Below are 14,126 nucleotides of genomic sequence, written 5' to 3'. Positions count from 1 at the left end.
ATTTGTAAAACTTGAAGTAATTGTGAGAAAGCAAGAACGAAGTGAGCAGTGATCAAGATATAGATAGTGCTTCTCTTTGCTGATAATTGATAGCTATAGGAATAAAAAGAACTTTAGCTTTCTTCTCTAATTATTAAATGACACTGATATATTTATCATCAATATTTGAAGGATTAAATACTATATTTAATTTTAATAAATATAATTATACTGCTGATAAATATTTTTAGTGGTGGCAGATTTCTCCTATATCTCACAAAACCTCTAAGTTTTTCGAATAGACTAGATACTAATCAATTCAAAGATTATGTGTAATTAGCTAAGTATGTCAAACTAAAAAAAATATTTAGGGATTCAGAGTTATGAACACTAATGATCTTGCATAGAATCCTTAGCTCAAAATAATAGTTATTCTCCGTTATAGAGATAAAATTCTTCCTTGAAATATGTTCGTTATGTTTTTCATCTGCTTCCTATTTCTATGCTTCACCTAATTCTCCATGGCACCTTTTGAGCCTATATAAGAATCAGAATTTAAGATTAACTCAACCAAGGAATAAGCAAAAAGATACCCTGTATGCCTACGACAAATACCTAGGTTATATATATGTATATTTCTATAATTCAATACTATTGGAAATTCAGAAATATTTTCTGTATATCTAAAAGCAGATGATGGTCTTTTTTAAAGAAACAATCACTAGCCATGAAAGAAACCAACCAAAATCATCTAATATCAGCCAGCACTGAGCAAAAGATGCTAAGTAATCAAAGAAAGATTTCCTTTGGCACTTCAGTCGAAATCCTGAAAGGACCTTCGCGTGGATGTAAAGGCAAAATCATAGGAAGTACTAATGATGGTGTGTTTTTTTTCTTAAAAGATTTTGACTCAGTTCAAAAAGACAACCGCCAGTTTGTAGAGGGTCCTTACTTAGGATGTGAATTTAAGATTTTAAGTTAAATGAATAGTTAAACTATCAGCAGGTAATTTCATAAACACTTTGACATTCACCGATCAATCAACGGCATGTGAATAATCAGTTCCGCAATTTGTTTGTCTTTTTCCAAGCGTATAAATTAAAATTGAAGCCTACCAAAATAAAAAGTTACTTAGGAATCAAACTTAAGTCAATAACTCTACAGAATTTGAGCCAGTAGGATCATTTCACTCACAAGATCTTCAAACTATATCAGTAATTTGAAGGTGAGGTGAAAAGGTAATACTATTTTCTACCTTCCACCACTAAAACAGATGGAGGTAATGATGAATAAGAGAATCTTGATCGCCATGGATGATTCTGATTCCAGTGAGTTTGTATTCGAACAAGCATTTCTCATCGCACAAGAACATAAGTCTAGTCTCAAACTACTCCATGTTCTAAATTCTCAAGATCAAAATTTACCTTCCAACAAGACACTTAGTGACCAATTACAATCTACTCAGAAAAATTCAGATGTAATGCCTGTTCAAAAGTCTATTTTCCCTAAATCCAATTCTGAGAGGAGGATTTTAAGGCGTCTAGTTGGTTGTGTAGAGAGAGCCAAGGCTGCCCGTATAGATGCGGACTATATCTGCATAATTGGAGAACCGGGACAATTAATTTGTGACTTAGCGTTATCTTGGCGTGCAGACTTAATTGTTTTGGGTGGAGAAGAACCAGCTAGTGATAGTACACCTTCTCACAATAGTGTCAGAAACCATGTTACACACCATGCACCTTGTTCAGTTGAAGTTGCCCGACTTTCAAGGAATCAACAGCCATCAAACTCACTAGAGAATGAGGTTCTTTATTCACATCTTTCTGGTTGGCAATAAATTTAGGTACCCAAAAAATCAAAAAAGTAAATTCAGTTCCATAAGGGAGGGATTATGATGCTATATCCTTTATATTCCAGCGGAGCGACTTACTTCGTAGTTAAACTAGGTGTTCTTTGTTTAGCCATTTTCGTTTGGGGCTGGGCACATCACACCCCTAAGATTTCTAAGGAAACTTAAAAACTCTGCACCTAAAGTGCAGAGGAAACTCATGGCACTGGTGTATTAATAGGGCACACACTTAAACTCTTTATTAGTGAGGAGTTCTAGTGTGCTCAACGGACGAGAACAAAATCCCATCTCCATTGCTGGTGTGGTCTGCTTACTGAGTCCCCAATGGAGTCTAACCCAGTTTTGAATCAGGCGTTGTACGTCTAGCTCTCTCTGTAACCCTGACTGCTTCTTTGCGTATAGATTCTGCCGCCTCCGATAAGCACTACATCGTCTCCTCAAGGCAGCATTGTGAGCCTCGTTGTGATTGGCATGGATCTCAGACCCTGGACTGATAGTGGTAAAGGGATGCTCTGCTTTCACCCACTCCACTCGACGATTCCCCTGAGATCCTTTAACTTTCATCGCGACTTCTAATCCTTCTCGCCAAACCTTGCGATGCCCATAGTCAGGGTGATACTCTTCTGCTTTGAGATAGACACTGGCAAGTTTCCAAAGCTCATTTCCATAGCGCCTTTCACCTAAGCCTTCGGCACGCTACGCGAACAGTAAACCATCGAATCCCATCACAGGCTTTCACCCACTCTCTAGCCGAGTAAACGCCATTTGCAAAAAGTTGTGCATCCTTGAGGCCAGCTTGTACTGTCAACCAATAGCGGCTTTCGCGTTCAAGGACGTGGATGTTCCAGCCCTGGAACTGACTGGTGGGGGGAAGATTTTTGCCTACACGAGTGTATACTTCATCCCCTCCTACCGTCACATTAGGGCCTGCTGACGCGGGGCGTGACCCGGTCTGTGCTTGATCTGCTAGACGTTTTTCTCAACGCATAATGGTGGTGTGAGATTTACCGAAAGTCCCACCTACAGCACGAACTCCCATTCTTCCGGTGCGGGCATTGATGGCACAGCTCACCACTGAACTAGAGGTGCGAAAGCAAGCCATTGGGGCACCTGTGCGTTCATTGAAACACCAATTGCAATCCTGACACGGAAATTAATCGATTTTCATGACAAACAAGCAACTTATGTCTGAAAAACTAGTTACTCTAAATCAAATTATCAATCATTATTTAGAGAAATATTTATCTTCCAAATTATAGATAGCCCATCTATAAATTAAAATTTCAAGGATAAGAATAGAAATTTTTACCCAGAAATCTACAGAGTTCAAGAAATGTGAAGTAGATTGCAACATAATTACCTCTAAAAAATTAAAATTGAGTAGATTAAGACTAGGTGATTTGAATAGCTCTCTATAGTTTTAATTTAAAAAATCTATCTGTGAATAATGTGAGTGCAATTAAGTAAAGTAATTAATACTCATTTCAGTCTAGATATAAATCCTTTACTAAATTTGAATAATATATTTAATGTCATGGTCTAGATTCACTCCTAATAAAGCTACATAGGACTGATCCATTGATTAAAATAATAGGATTTCTTGCGACTAGGAAGACTTTATTTCTTTCAAGTTTTTTATCTTTTAGATTTAAGGTTGTAAGTATTCCTTCACAAGTTACTCATCCTGTTTGGCTATAGTAAGAATGAGTTGATCATCCTTTACATTAAGAATGCGATGAATAAAATTTAATCACTTAGTGATTTTTATTTAGTCACAAAGGTATCTCTGGATAAGCCTTATTAGTGTATTGCATTTGATTTAGCAGGGTGATTTTCAATACAACCCATCTGCTATGCGTCTGGAGGCTAATATGATTAAGAAGATTTTGGTCGCCATGGATCACTCAATAAATGCTATTCAATCTTTTGAAGTTGCAATGGAAATAGCAGAATATTGCCATGCTCGACTTATGCTACTACATGTCCTATCCATCGAAGGAGAAGGCTATCAAGCACATCCTGTTTTTCCTGGAACCTATCTCTATCCAGCTTTTTCTGACATACCGTTGAATCGTTTTCAACAAGAATGGAAAAAGTATAAAGAAAAAGAGTTACATCGATTAGTAATACTGGCTGAGCAAGCAAAGTTAGTTGGAATTACTACTGAGATCACACAAAAATTTGGTAATCCTCGACAAGAGATCTGCGATTTTGCTAAGGAATGGAACGCTGATTTAATTTTAATGGGAAGTCGAGGTCATTCTGGGGTAAAAGAATTAGTGTTAGGTAGTATTAGCAACTATGTTGTTCATCATGCCCTATGTTCAGTCATGGTTGTACGCACACCGAATCAATTAGCAGTACAGCCCTCCACCAATTCATCGGCAGAACAGCTTCGTTCTATGATTTCAACATGATCACATGATCAACTTAATGAATTAGCCATTTATCGTTGGAATAATAGACCTCTTGGAATATTCGTTTCTTGATGTGTTAGTAACTCAGTTGATGCTGCAATATGACTTAGATTTTTAGGCCACTGCTATGTCGTTAGCTGAATAGAATGCAAGAGGTCTAATGACATTGCATTCTATTCAGTGTGTTGGTAATCATTAAGAATATATTTATCCTCAATAATTACAGAGAGTTACTTACCAAAGTTTCAATAGATTTGTACTAGGTGAAGACACAGATGATTGTTCTTACGAGCTTCTCCTCCACTCCCATCCGAAGCTATGGACTACATCTAAAGAAAATAAATAGTCTACTATATTGAGTGAATATTTAATATTTTATTCTTTATATGAGGTGGAGAAAATCATAAATTTCATCTTCAAACTTAGAGAGATCTTTACTAGTGATATGATAGCGGGAAATAGTATTGACTTCCTCTCTATACTCTGATGGAAAGAGTTCGCAAACTTTTAATTCAGAGACAGCTTTTGGTGGATATCCAGTGAGATCTGTAAGTTGATTAGTAATTCTTTCTTTTTGTCCAGGGCGGTCGAAACCACAGAATGATATGAAAGAATAATTATTCAAAGAATTCTTCTCACTCCTGATCAATGTTTTCAAGGGATTAGCTACCTTAGAATCCCAGATTGGCGCAACCAAGATGGTGTGATCGTAATTTGCGATCGGGGCTTCAATAGCCTCAATTTTTGGATATCTTTTGAACATCATGTCTAAAATGATCGTTACCATTGTCCGCCTCTTTTTTTCAATAATGGGGCAGATATCGCACTGAATTTCTTTGACTAGATACTCAGCAAGTCGCCGATTATTACCTGAAAAGGAAAAATAGATAATCAAGATTCTCACAGACGTGCTCCTTATGCAAGAGTACAAAAAGGGAGACTCATTCAGCAGTATAGTTATGGAGACAAAGGCTGCAAAACTGCAAAGCTATTGTTCTCCTCTATGGCATGGATTTGATAGATTTCCCTATGACTTAATTAATTCCGATTGGCTGATGTGAATTTAAGGAAGTTTGGATCAGCTCTTTTCCTTGAGGAAACTTACCCGTCCGTAGCCATTCATCCATTTCAGGTGGAAACTGAGGTTGACTTAGCAGCGAATGCAATTCTTGCCTTTCTAAAAACTCTTTCTCTAAAAGATGACTCGCAGTTAATTGGAGCATATCTTGATTAATGGATAGAATACTCAATGCCATATGGTGAGCCCCATCAACCACTTCCTTTACCGCTTGATCAATTGCTTCAACAACATGGGGACCAACGGTACGGCGCGGATTAGGCATTCCTTCTAGAAACTGTTGTTGTGCCTTTTCATACGCAATAGGACCAAGTTCATCACTCATACCGTAGAGGGTGACATACCGTTCAGCTAAATCGGTTGCTTTCTGGATATCATCACTGGCTCCTGTAGAAACAACTCCAAAAATTAACTCTTCAGCTGAACGTCCTCCTAACAAAGTCGCTATCCTGCCTCGCAATTCACTGGCTGTGATCAAGAAGCGGTCTTCCTCTGGAAGTTGCAGAGTATAGCCTAGTGCGCCAATGCCACGGGGAATTACCGAAATTTTCTCAACCGTCCCTGCACCTGGCATCAAACTGCCCACAATAGCATGCCCCACTTCGTGATAAGCGACAGTCTTTTTCTCTAAATCATTGAGAACGCGCGACTTTTTCTCCAAACCTGCAACAACTCGTTCAATCGCTTCATTGAAATCAGCCATGACTACTGCATCGCGGTTCTGGCGAGCTGCTAGCAAGGCTGATTCATTCACTAAATTAGCCAAATCTGCCCCTGAAAACCCAGGTGTCCGTGCTGCTAACTTGGTCAAGTCAACATCTTCAGCCAGCTTCACTCCTCTGATATGAACCTTCAAAATTGCCTCTCGACCCATCTTGTCAGGGCGATCTACGACCACTTGCCGATCAAACCGGCCTGGACGTAGCAATGCCGAATCAAGTACCTCTGGACGGTTGGTAGCTGCTAGCAGAAGAACCCCAACATTAGGATCAAATCCATCCATCTCCGAGAGAAGTTGATTCAGTGTTTGTTCCCGTTCATCATTTCCTCCCGTGAATCCGCCAGGTCCTCCCCGTGCCTTACCTAGAGCATCTAATTCATCGATAAACACAATACAAGGAGCTTGTTGCTTGGCTTGTTCAAACAAATCGCGAACCCGAGCTGCACCTATCCCAACAAATAGCTCGATAAACTCCGATCCTGAAATACTGAAGAACGGCACCTTAGCTTCTCCGGCGATTGCTTTAGCGAGTAATGTTTTACCTGTTCCCGGTGGGCCAACTAACAAGATACCTTTGGGTATTTTGGCTCCCAAGCGAGTGTATTTGTCGGCATGAGCTAGAAAATCTACAATCTCTAGCAATTCCGTTTTTGCCTCTTCAACTCCAGCAACATCATCAAATGTTACACCTGTGCTCCCTTCTGAGTAAATACGGGCCTTGCTTTGACCCACCGTTAGGGCAGCAGGGCCTGCCCCTTGATTTCGGTTGATCAACCAACTCCAAATACCAAAGAAAATTAACGGTGGTACAACCCACCCTAAAAGAGTCGGCAACCAGCTTAAGGAGCTTGGAGGTGGAGCAAAGTACTGAACATCATGCTCTCGTAGAAATTTGGGTAATTCTAAATCAATCCCAACAGGCACCGTATCGAATACGGGAGCAGGCTCTGTCCCCTCATCAAATCCATACTGGTCACTTTTCAAGATATATCGAATACGATCCGAACGAACCTCCACCCGTTCAACCTGACCCGCCTCTACTTGAGTAACAAAATCACTGTAGGCAGTTATCGGAAACCGTGGTCCTCGCAACACAAATAGGTTTAGAAATAATAATAATGTAAACAGAATGAATAAACTGCCACCAAACCGCTTGGGTTCAATATTTTTTCGAGTGCGATTAGGCTCTGTTTCAATAGGCATAGTTGTTTCTCCTGAATATTTTGATTTTGTCTGTTACTCATTCAGAGCTGCATCGTTTAAGCGGAAAAGACATAGCATTTGAGAATTTGAATAACAAACGTTTCAATACCCTCCCTCAGACAAATAATGAATTTGATTTCACTTCCTCCTGAAATTAGAGGAAGAGTTTGAGTAATTTGTGAGGCGTATCAGTGAAGTGGTTCTCAAAACTTGGACATCTCTGAATGACAGCAACAATATACAAACTTTGTTCCCCCATATTTCATGCCTGCTTATATCTCTTGGTAGTATTCCTACCATTGAAATTGGGATTCACCACTAAATCTTTTTTGTGGTTTCACAAGATTCTCAATTTATCTTTCTAGACTTAAGGTAGTTATTTTTTTGAATAGTGCGACTAGAAAAATCAGCAACTCTTTATAGAACAAAACGCTGATATCTCACTATCCAACAGATAAATACGATTGGTTGAGCGATTTCCAGAGCTTGATTGATCAGTGAGCTACTTGAGTTAAACAGCAAAATTATTGCGGGAGATCAAGTATGAGTAAAAAACGGAAAAAAGTATTGGTAGCAGGAGCCACAGGATATATTGGTGGTGGTGTGTTAGAGGTTTTACATGGACAAGGTTTTTGGGTCCGTGCCTTATGTCGTGATAAAAACCGCCTGAGGAATACCAATTGGTGCGACGACATTTTCATGGGCCATGCTACTCAACCAGACACGTTGAAAGGTCTTTGTGAGGATATAGACGTTGTTTTCTCATCCATCGGCATTCATTCATTCAACCGTCACCCCACTTTTTGGGACGTGGACTATCAAGCCAACCTGAATATTTTTGAGGCGGCTAAGGCTTCAGGTGTCAAACATTTCATCTTTGTTTCCGTGTTACATGCATCTGAAATGGCACGTCTATCGCCTCTGGCAAAAGCGAGAGATCAGGTCGCTCAAACGATCATGCACTCAGGGATGGATTACAACATCTTTGCTCCCACTGGATTCTTTAATGATGCACAAGAGTTCCTAGACGCAGCGAAAAAGAAGGGTGTAATTCGTCTATTCGGAGATGGTTCTAGTATTTATAACCCCTTGAGTGCGCTCGATTTTGGTGAAGAAGTGGCTAGGGTGATTAAGGAGCCATTACTGAGAAACACAGTTCGGCCAGTTGGAGGATGTGAGAAGTTTAGCAATCAACAAATGGCCGAATTAGTCTTTAAAATTCTTGGTCAAGAACCTCACATCAAATCTATCCCTATTTGGATCTTAACCTTATGGGCATTAGCTCTTCGTCCTTTTAACTACAATGCCTATGCATTGGTCAAATTCTTCGAGTTCACTGCCCGTACACCAGATATGACAGGCGAGGCAATTGGTCACAGACATGTTGAGGCTTTTTTGAGAAATCTAGCCAACGGCATGTCTTTGGTAGAGGCAGATAGGGCTTTGGGCTCATGGAATGAGTCCCGATTGCCTATAGATGCCAAGGGGTAAGACTATATCACCGTTAACCGATAAAACTGTTGACCTAGTTTTCAATAACATCCCTTTGATGTAGAACTATGTTTTCCAATATCTCCTTGGACGACCTTCTGTTTGAGGTTAGATTTGGTGAAATCGAGCGTTTATGCAGTTGAATTTATCTAATATCTTGCTGCTCTTTTTCGGAGTTTGTTCATGAGTACTATTCATAATCAGCCTCACCACTCTGCTCATGAAGTTGAACTATCCTCAACGGCTGAACAATCCCATGGGCAATGGCTATTGCCGGGTGGAGAAGATCTCTCACAATTCACATGGCAAGAAACTTGGCATCCCATTGCCTATGTGAATGATTTAGAACCATCACAATTGTCAACGTTCACGCTGTTAGAACAAGATTTGGTCATTTGGTGGGATCAATCACCAGAAGCTTGGAGGGTCTTTGCTGATCAATGCCCCCATTGGCTGGCTCCCTTATCTGAAGGTCGCCTTACTCCAGATGATTTGCTGGAATGCCCGTATCACGGTTGGACGTTCTCCGGTTTAGGTCAATGCAGTCGGATTCCTCAGCAAGTTGGTGGCCACTCAGTGGCGGATTCCCGCCGGACTTGTGTTCAATCTTTGCCAACAGCAGTGAGACAGGGGATGTTGTTTGTTTATCCAGGGCAATCCGAACAAGCAGCTCACACCCCTATCCCGTTAGTAACACCGTTAGAAGAAGCACCCAATGAATGGATTGTCTTAGATGGGGTACGCGATCTACCTTTCGATGTACTCACACTGTTGGAAAATGTCTTGGACCCGAGTCATTTACCCTTTGCCCATCATCGTTCTGTTGGAGATCGCAGTGTTGCTGGCCCTATGGACCTAGAGATTAACCACGCGGACAGACAGGGCTTTCATGAGATTTGGGAAACCGCTGTTGGTCCTAAAAAAGGCCAATTTTGAACACAATTGACCACCTTCATCGCCCCTAATCTGATGTGGCATGATTTAACCACTCAGGAAAAGAACCGTACCCTTACCGTTGCTTACTGCACACCTATTCGTAAGGGAGAATGTCGTTTATTTGCTCAATTCCCCTTTCAATTTGCCTCTCTCTGGCCAGCAGGATTGACGCGCTATACCCCCAGTTGGGCCTTTCACTTGCTGCAAAATTCTATTCTCGAGGATGACCAAATTTTCTTGTACCTTCAGGAACGTCATCTTGCCCAGCAGGAAGAGGGTAAGCCTATTGCGCAAGCCTTCTATATGCCAACCCGAGCTGACCGTTTTGTCATGGCATTACACCAATGGTTGCAGCACTACAATGCCGATTCCTTCCCCAATAAGCCATTGCCCCCAGCGATAGGGCGAGAGCAAGTGATCGAACGCTATCACTCTCATACTGTTCACTGTGCCAGTTGTCGGACTGCACTGAGCCAACTCAGGAGAGGAAGGCAAGGAATGGTTATGGGGGCACTTGTGGTTTGGATAACGGCGCAACTTTATCTCTTAGATTGGGGAAGAACCGTTGAGTTAGCCCGAGTTGCTAGTATTAGCTTCATCGTTTGCATCATAATCTGGTTGAGTTTAGGGTGGCTTGAGCGCAAATTTTACGAGGGCCGCCCCATCCCACTCCGCACTGTCTCAGAGAAATAAGGCTTTTCACCCAAAGACTTTTGGGTAAAATACCAAAAATTCAACTGTGTAATGATCAAAAAAATTATTGGTAGGAATGAGATAAACGTACAACCTTGCTCAAAATCGAAGAGGACGCCATATGTACAATCAATTACTGGCTTGGGGAATGGCAAGGGCCAATACCGTTTCAGAAGAAACCATCAAGCTGAAAGAGTGCAAGCAGTTTACAACTATGGCTCAACTCAAACGCTGGCTATTCGCTGACCTCCACGGTACTGTCTTGGAACTGGGTCCAGGGGCCGGGATTAATTTGTCCTACTATCCCCCAGACATCAGCAATTGTAAATTCAAAATTTTGGCAAGCTAGGTTGTAGTCGTTGAGGATGTATTCATACACTTGCAGAGCCCCAGACGATGAATGAAGGTGTTCTAAATTTCCCTCTCTTACTGCACTGGCTACATCAGCTCATTGAGCACCTCGATGATCCACGTCAACCCAGTAATGGCACCAAATTTAGTCTCAAAGATATTGTATTAGGCGCATTTGCTGTCTTCTTTATGCAATGTCCTTCGTTTCTGGAGTACCAACGCCATGTTCATAGTCGTCATGGTCGTGACAACGCCCAAGCCCTCTTTGAGTTAACAGAACTCCCCACGAGCAACCAAATCAAGAATGTTTTGGACTTGATCGCATTTCGTCTTCTGTTTCCCATTTTTTATCAAATTTATAGCGTTCTCCTACGACGAGGTTATCTAGAGCAATATAAGGTTCTAGGTGGACACCTGTTGGTAGGGCTAGACGGCAGCGAGTATTTTTCCTCAAACCGGATTTGTTGCGATCAGTGTTCTACCAAAACCCATCGGGATGGGAGTGTCACCTATACGCACACCGCCGTGTTGCCCGTCCTCGTTTGTCCGGAAATTGAACATGTCATTTCTCTGGCCCCAGAGTTCATTCGTCCTCAAGATGGTGCGGAGAAACAGGATAGTGAAACCGCTGCGGCCAAACGGTGGATCAAGGGGCATGCTCAAGGGTTTGACGGAGCCAAGATTACGGTTCTTGGCGATGACCTCTATAGCCGTCAACCGATGGTGGAGACTTGTTTAGAGGATGAGTTGAACTTCATTTTTGTCTGTTTGCCCTCCTCCCATCCAGAGCTATATGAATGGGTAGAGTATTTAGAAGGTATTGGAGATGTTGAGCATCTAGAGACTCGGGGCTGGAACGGTCGCTATCATGAAATTTGTCAGTATCGCTATTACAATCGCATCCCCCTGCGTGAGGAGCTACCAGCAGTGATGGTCAACTGGTGCGAAGTCTCTGTTACTCGTGCTGCTGATGGAAAGACTATGTATCACAACGCGTTCATTACTCACCATTTCATCAATGACCAAAGTGTGGCCGAGATTGTCAGTGCTGGACGTGCCCGATGGAAAGCGGAGAATGAAGGACACAATGTCCTCAAAACCAAGGGCTATCACTTAGAACATAATTTTGGTCATGGTCAGAAGAACCTTGCTGCTGTGCTATTGGTACTCAACCTGTTGGCATTCTTATTTCATACCGTCTTGCACTTGGTGGACTCCACTTATCAACGCATGCGAAAGCAACGGGGAACCCGACAAGGCTTTTTTCACGATATTCAGACTTTGACCAAATACTTGCTCTTTGAGAGTTGGGAGCATTTGCTCCAGTTTATGTTGGATGATCCAGAGCCTCGAATAGCAGCCGATACCTCATGAAATATTGAATTTACAATTGCTGCCCAGACATTGATTGGATTGGCATTGAACTGAATCCATGCCTGCATCCGTATATTAGGCAAGAGGCTGACCGTCAGGGACTGACATCGATCAACGTGTTTAAGGGAACTGCTGAGCAATTGCCCGTAGCTGACAATAGTATTGATGTAGTTGTGAGTACCTATGTTTTATGTTCAGTTACACATCTGGAGACTTGCTTGAGTGAAGTCAAACGTGTTCTGAAACCTGGTGGTCTGTTTATTTTTCTAGAACATGTTGCAGCGGAACCGAGGACTTGGGAGCGTAGAATCCAAGAAGCTGTTACGCCTTTATGGAAAACGCTTTTGCATAATTGTCATCCGAATCGTGAGACCTGGAAAACTTTAGAAAAGGCTGAATTTGAATGGGTGCATTATCAGCACTGTCGGCTGTCGTTACCCGTGGTTAGTCCCCAAATTGTGGGGAAGGCTAGAAAATCGTTAGAAACTACTCTCCCAAGGGCATTAGCGCTAACTTCTGGACATTAATTCTTGCAGACTGTGGATCACAGTAGTTGCACAGGATCATCCCAACGAGTTTGATAGTCTAACATTCAGGTTCGAGTGGTTCAATCAGACAATCCTCAACGTTATGCTAGAGAGGAGCCAAGACATCGCATTCACAACGTCTACCGCTTGAACACAGCGTTTTCAGATGGGATCAAGGATTAGTTGGGTTGTTGCTACAAATGCTTCGTTTAAATACCGCTGATCAGGTTCTCATAAAGAATCATCAGTTTTCACGAATGGTAATAGATCAGTCTTCTCTGCGGATCTTGAATTGGAACATCGCTAAGAATAACCATCGTCATGAGTGGCTGGATCAACATTAAGGGTGATGGGTGGCTTCGGTTGATTTTTCATTGTTCATTGTCCTTCTGAAAATCATCAGATTAATTGACTGCAGCGATCGTTGTGGGCATCGGGGGCTTAATATGATCTCCAGATCTAGCCCGGTATAGATCTGCTAATCGTTGTTCATGATTGGCTAGATCGTGTTCCACTTCTTCTAAAATTGATACGGTTTGAGGGGCAGTCAGTTGGTTACATAAGTGATAAACATCAATCACCCCAGTTTGAATATCGCCAAGGGCACGCCGTAAAATTGATGTATCATTACTTGACTGCAGCCAACTTTGCAGAGCGGCATAAGCTTCACTACCCACGGCCCGCCAAGTGACCCGTTCTCCAAACGCATCATAAAGGTGAGCTTCTAATCGCTCCACATGATAGTGCTTAGTAGAACTAATACCCTGTAAGAACAATCGCAACTCTTGATGGGAAACGCGATGACCATACTGCCTAAAAGCTTCTAGGGTATATCGTTCCCCAACAATGGTTGTATTGAGGGCTTTAACAATCTCCTGTTTGCTAGAGCCCCCCCAGGCTTCCCCCAACTTCCACCAATTAAAGGTGGAGTCGGTAATCTCTGGCAGCCTAGTTCCTTTAATCGTCAAGTTTAGACACTTGAGTAGCATGGTGGTGAACATCGGCAAATCGCTAGGTTGTCTGGCTGTGATCAGATTTCCGTCAACGACAACAGGTTCATTGACGTATATCGCACCAGCATTTTGGAGATCTTTATGAATCGATCGAGCACTCGTTGCATGCTTATTGCGAAGTCGATCTGCTTCGATGAGTATCTGAGGACCATAGCCCACAGCCGCTACCCAGGTACCCTGATCTATTGCTTGAGAAACCAACCGGACCATATTAGGGTTGGCACGAATGTGGCCCCCTGGTATAACGATGGCGTCAAAATCCTCAGCCCTCACCTCAGTTGATGTAGCAACAGGTTTGACTGTGACGGTACCATGCCTGTCTTGGTACCCCTCATTCATTCGGGAACCGATAACCGAGACAGTGGCCCCTGCTTTACGCAATGCAGTACTTGGAACTTGATATTCAGAAGCTTCAAACTGGTTCTCTAGTAAAATAGCAATTCGTTTTCTCGGCGTTGGATGATGTGACATGGGGGTAACCTCTGATTCACCAT

At 42.1% G+C, this 14,126-nt stretch carries 12 protein-coding genes and 1 pseudogene; 9 read left to right on the top strand and 4 right to left on the bottom strand.

Annotated features, from left to right (window positions below; translation table 11 throughout):
• Positions 1–706: 706 nt before the first annotated feature.
• Both I1H34_RS30540 and I1H34_RS30535 read left to right on the top strand, forming a co-directional pair.
• Positions 707–961: a hypothetical protein gene (locus I1H34_RS30540; RefSeq protein WP_212667050.1), complete on the top strand. Its 255-nt coding sequence runs from the start codon at positions 707–709 to the stop codon at positions 959–961.
• A 291-nt stretch (positions 962–1,252) separates the two neighbouring features.
• Entirely contained in the window at positions 1,253–1,816 is a 564-nt protein-coding gene (locus I1H34_RS30535; protein ID WP_315874915.1) for a universal stress protein, read from the top strand.
• Positions 1,817–2,041: 225 nt separating this feature from the next.
• Here the strand turns inward: I1H34_RS30535 and I1H34_RS30530 are convergent.
• Positions 2,042–2,981 (bottom strand): annotated as a pseudogene (locus I1H34_RS30530) (IS1 family transposase); the annotation flags it as partial.
• Between the two features lie 718 nt (positions 2,982–3,699).
• Between I1H34_RS30530 and I1H34_RS30525 the strand changes: the two are divergent.
• Positions 3,700–4,245 (top strand): universal stress protein, encoded by a 546-nt coding sequence (locus tag I1H34_RS30525; RefSeq protein WP_212667048.1) that lies wholly within the window; start codon positions 3,700–3,702, stop codon positions 4,243–4,245.
• Between the two features lie 382 nt (positions 4,246–4,627).
• On the opposite strand, the gene I1H34_RS30520 is transcribed toward I1H34_RS30525, so the two are convergent.
• Both I1H34_RS30520 and ftsH read right to left on the bottom strand, forming a co-directional pair.
• Complete coding sequence (locus tag I1H34_RS30520) at positions 4,628–5,149, bottom strand: flavodoxin family protein (RefSeq protein WP_212667047.1); 522 nt, start codon at positions 5,147–5,149, stop codon at positions 4,628–4,630.
• Positions 5,150–5,279: 130 nt separating this feature from the next.
• Entirely contained in the window at positions 5,280–7,247 is a 1,968-nt protein-coding gene (gene ftsH, locus I1H34_RS30515; RefSeq protein ID WP_212667046.1) for an ATP-dependent zinc metalloprotease FtsH, read from the bottom strand.
• 543 nt (positions 7,248–7,790) lie between these two features.
• Here ftsH and I1H34_RS30510 point away from each other — a divergent pair.
• From I1H34_RS30510 to I1H34_RS30490, 6 genes are all read left to right on the top strand, one after another.
• A complete protein-coding gene (locus I1H34_RS30510; RefSeq protein WP_212667045.1) occupies positions 7,791–8,738 on the top strand; it encodes an SDR family oxidoreductase in 948 nt (315 codons plus the stop codon).
• A gap of 183 nt (positions 8,739–8,921) precedes the next feature.
• Positions 8,922–9,674 carry a Rieske 2Fe-2S domain-containing protein gene (locus I1H34_RS33040; protein ID WP_315874914.1) on the top strand — a complete coding sequence of 251 codons (753 nt, stop codon included), beginning with the start codon at positions 8,922–8,924 and terminating at the stop codon, positions 9,672–9,674.
• Positions 9,675–9,680: 6 nt separating this feature from the next.
• Positions 9,681–10,367, top strand: a complete 687-nt coding sequence (locus I1H34_RS33035; protein WP_315874913.1) for a cell death suppressor protein Lls1-like protein — start codon at positions 9,681–9,683, stop codon at positions 10,365–10,367.
• A gap of 121 nt (positions 10,368–10,488) precedes the next feature.
• The gene (locus tag I1H34_RS30500) at positions 10,489–10,716 is read left to right on the top strand and encodes a hypothetical protein (RefSeq protein WP_249370325.1); all 228 of its coding nucleotides are present in this window, start codon (positions 10,489–10,491) and stop codon (positions 10,714–10,716) included.
• 47 nt (positions 10,717–10,763) lie between these two features.
• On the top strand, positions 10,764–12,092 hold the full coding sequence (locus tag I1H34_RS30495) for an ISNCY family transposase (protein ID WP_212661733.1): 1,329 nt from the start codon (positions 10,764–10,766) through the stop codon (positions 12,090–12,092).
• Between the two features lie 8 nt (positions 12,093–12,100).
• Positions 12,101–12,619, top strand: a complete 519-nt coding sequence (locus I1H34_RS30490; protein WP_212667128.1) for a class I SAM-dependent methyltransferase — start codon at positions 12,101–12,103, stop codon at positions 12,617–12,619.
• A 404-nt stretch (positions 12,620–13,023) separates the two neighbouring features.
• Here the strand turns inward: I1H34_RS30490 and I1H34_RS30485 are convergent, their stop codons facing one another.
• Complete coding sequence (locus I1H34_RS30485; protein ID WP_212667044.1) at positions 13,024–14,103, bottom strand: DJ-1/PfpI family protein; 1,080 nt, start codon at positions 14,101–14,103, stop codon at positions 13,024–13,026.
• Positions 14,104–14,126 lie beyond the last annotated feature (23 nt).

The sequence above is a fragment of the Acaryochloris marina S15 genome, from assembly GCF_018336915.1.
Classification (GTDB): Bacteria; Cyanobacteriota; Cyanobacteriia; order Thermosynechococcales; family Thermosynechococcaceae; genus Acaryochloris; species Acaryochloris marina_A.
This window is presented reverse-complemented; position numbering and strand designations above follow the sequence as displayed.

Excerpts from the sequence above, each read along its gene's own strand:
- I1H34_RS30535 (WP_315874915.1), top strand. The coding sequence starts at position 1,253 with ATGGAGGTAATGATGAATAAGAGAATCTTGATCGCCATGGATGATTCT.
- I1H34_RS30500 (WP_249370325.1), top strand. The coding sequence starts at position 10,489 with ATGTACAATCAATTACTGGCTTGGGGAATGGCAAGGGCCAATACCGTT.
- I1H34_RS33040 (WP_315874914.1), top strand. The coding sequence starts at position 8,922 with ATGAGTACTATTCATAATCAGCCTCACCACTCTGCTCATGAAGTTGAA.
- I1H34_RS30485 (WP_212667044.1), bottom strand. The coding sequence starts at position 14,103 with ATGTCACATCATCCAACGCCGAGAAAACGAATTGCTATTTTACTAGAG.
- I1H34_RS30540 (WP_212667050.1), top strand. The coding sequence starts at position 707 with ATGAAAGAAACCAACCAAAATCATCTAATATCAGCCAGCACTGAGCAA.
- I1H34_RS30525 (WP_212667048.1), top strand. The coding sequence starts at position 3,700 with ATGATTAAGAAGATTTTGGTCGCCATGGATCACTCAATAAATGCTATT.
- I1H34_RS30495 (WP_212661733.1), top strand. The coding sequence starts at position 10,764 with ATGAATGAAGGTGTTCTAAATTTCCCTCTCTTACTGCACTGGCTACAT.
- I1H34_RS30510 (WP_212667045.1), top strand. The coding sequence starts at position 7,791 with ATGAGTAAAAAACGGAAAAAAGTATTGGTAGCAGGAGCCACAGGATAT.
- ftsH (WP_212667046.1), bottom strand. The coding sequence starts at position 7,247 with ATGCCTATTGAAACAGAGCCTAATCGCACTCGAAAAAATATTGAACCC.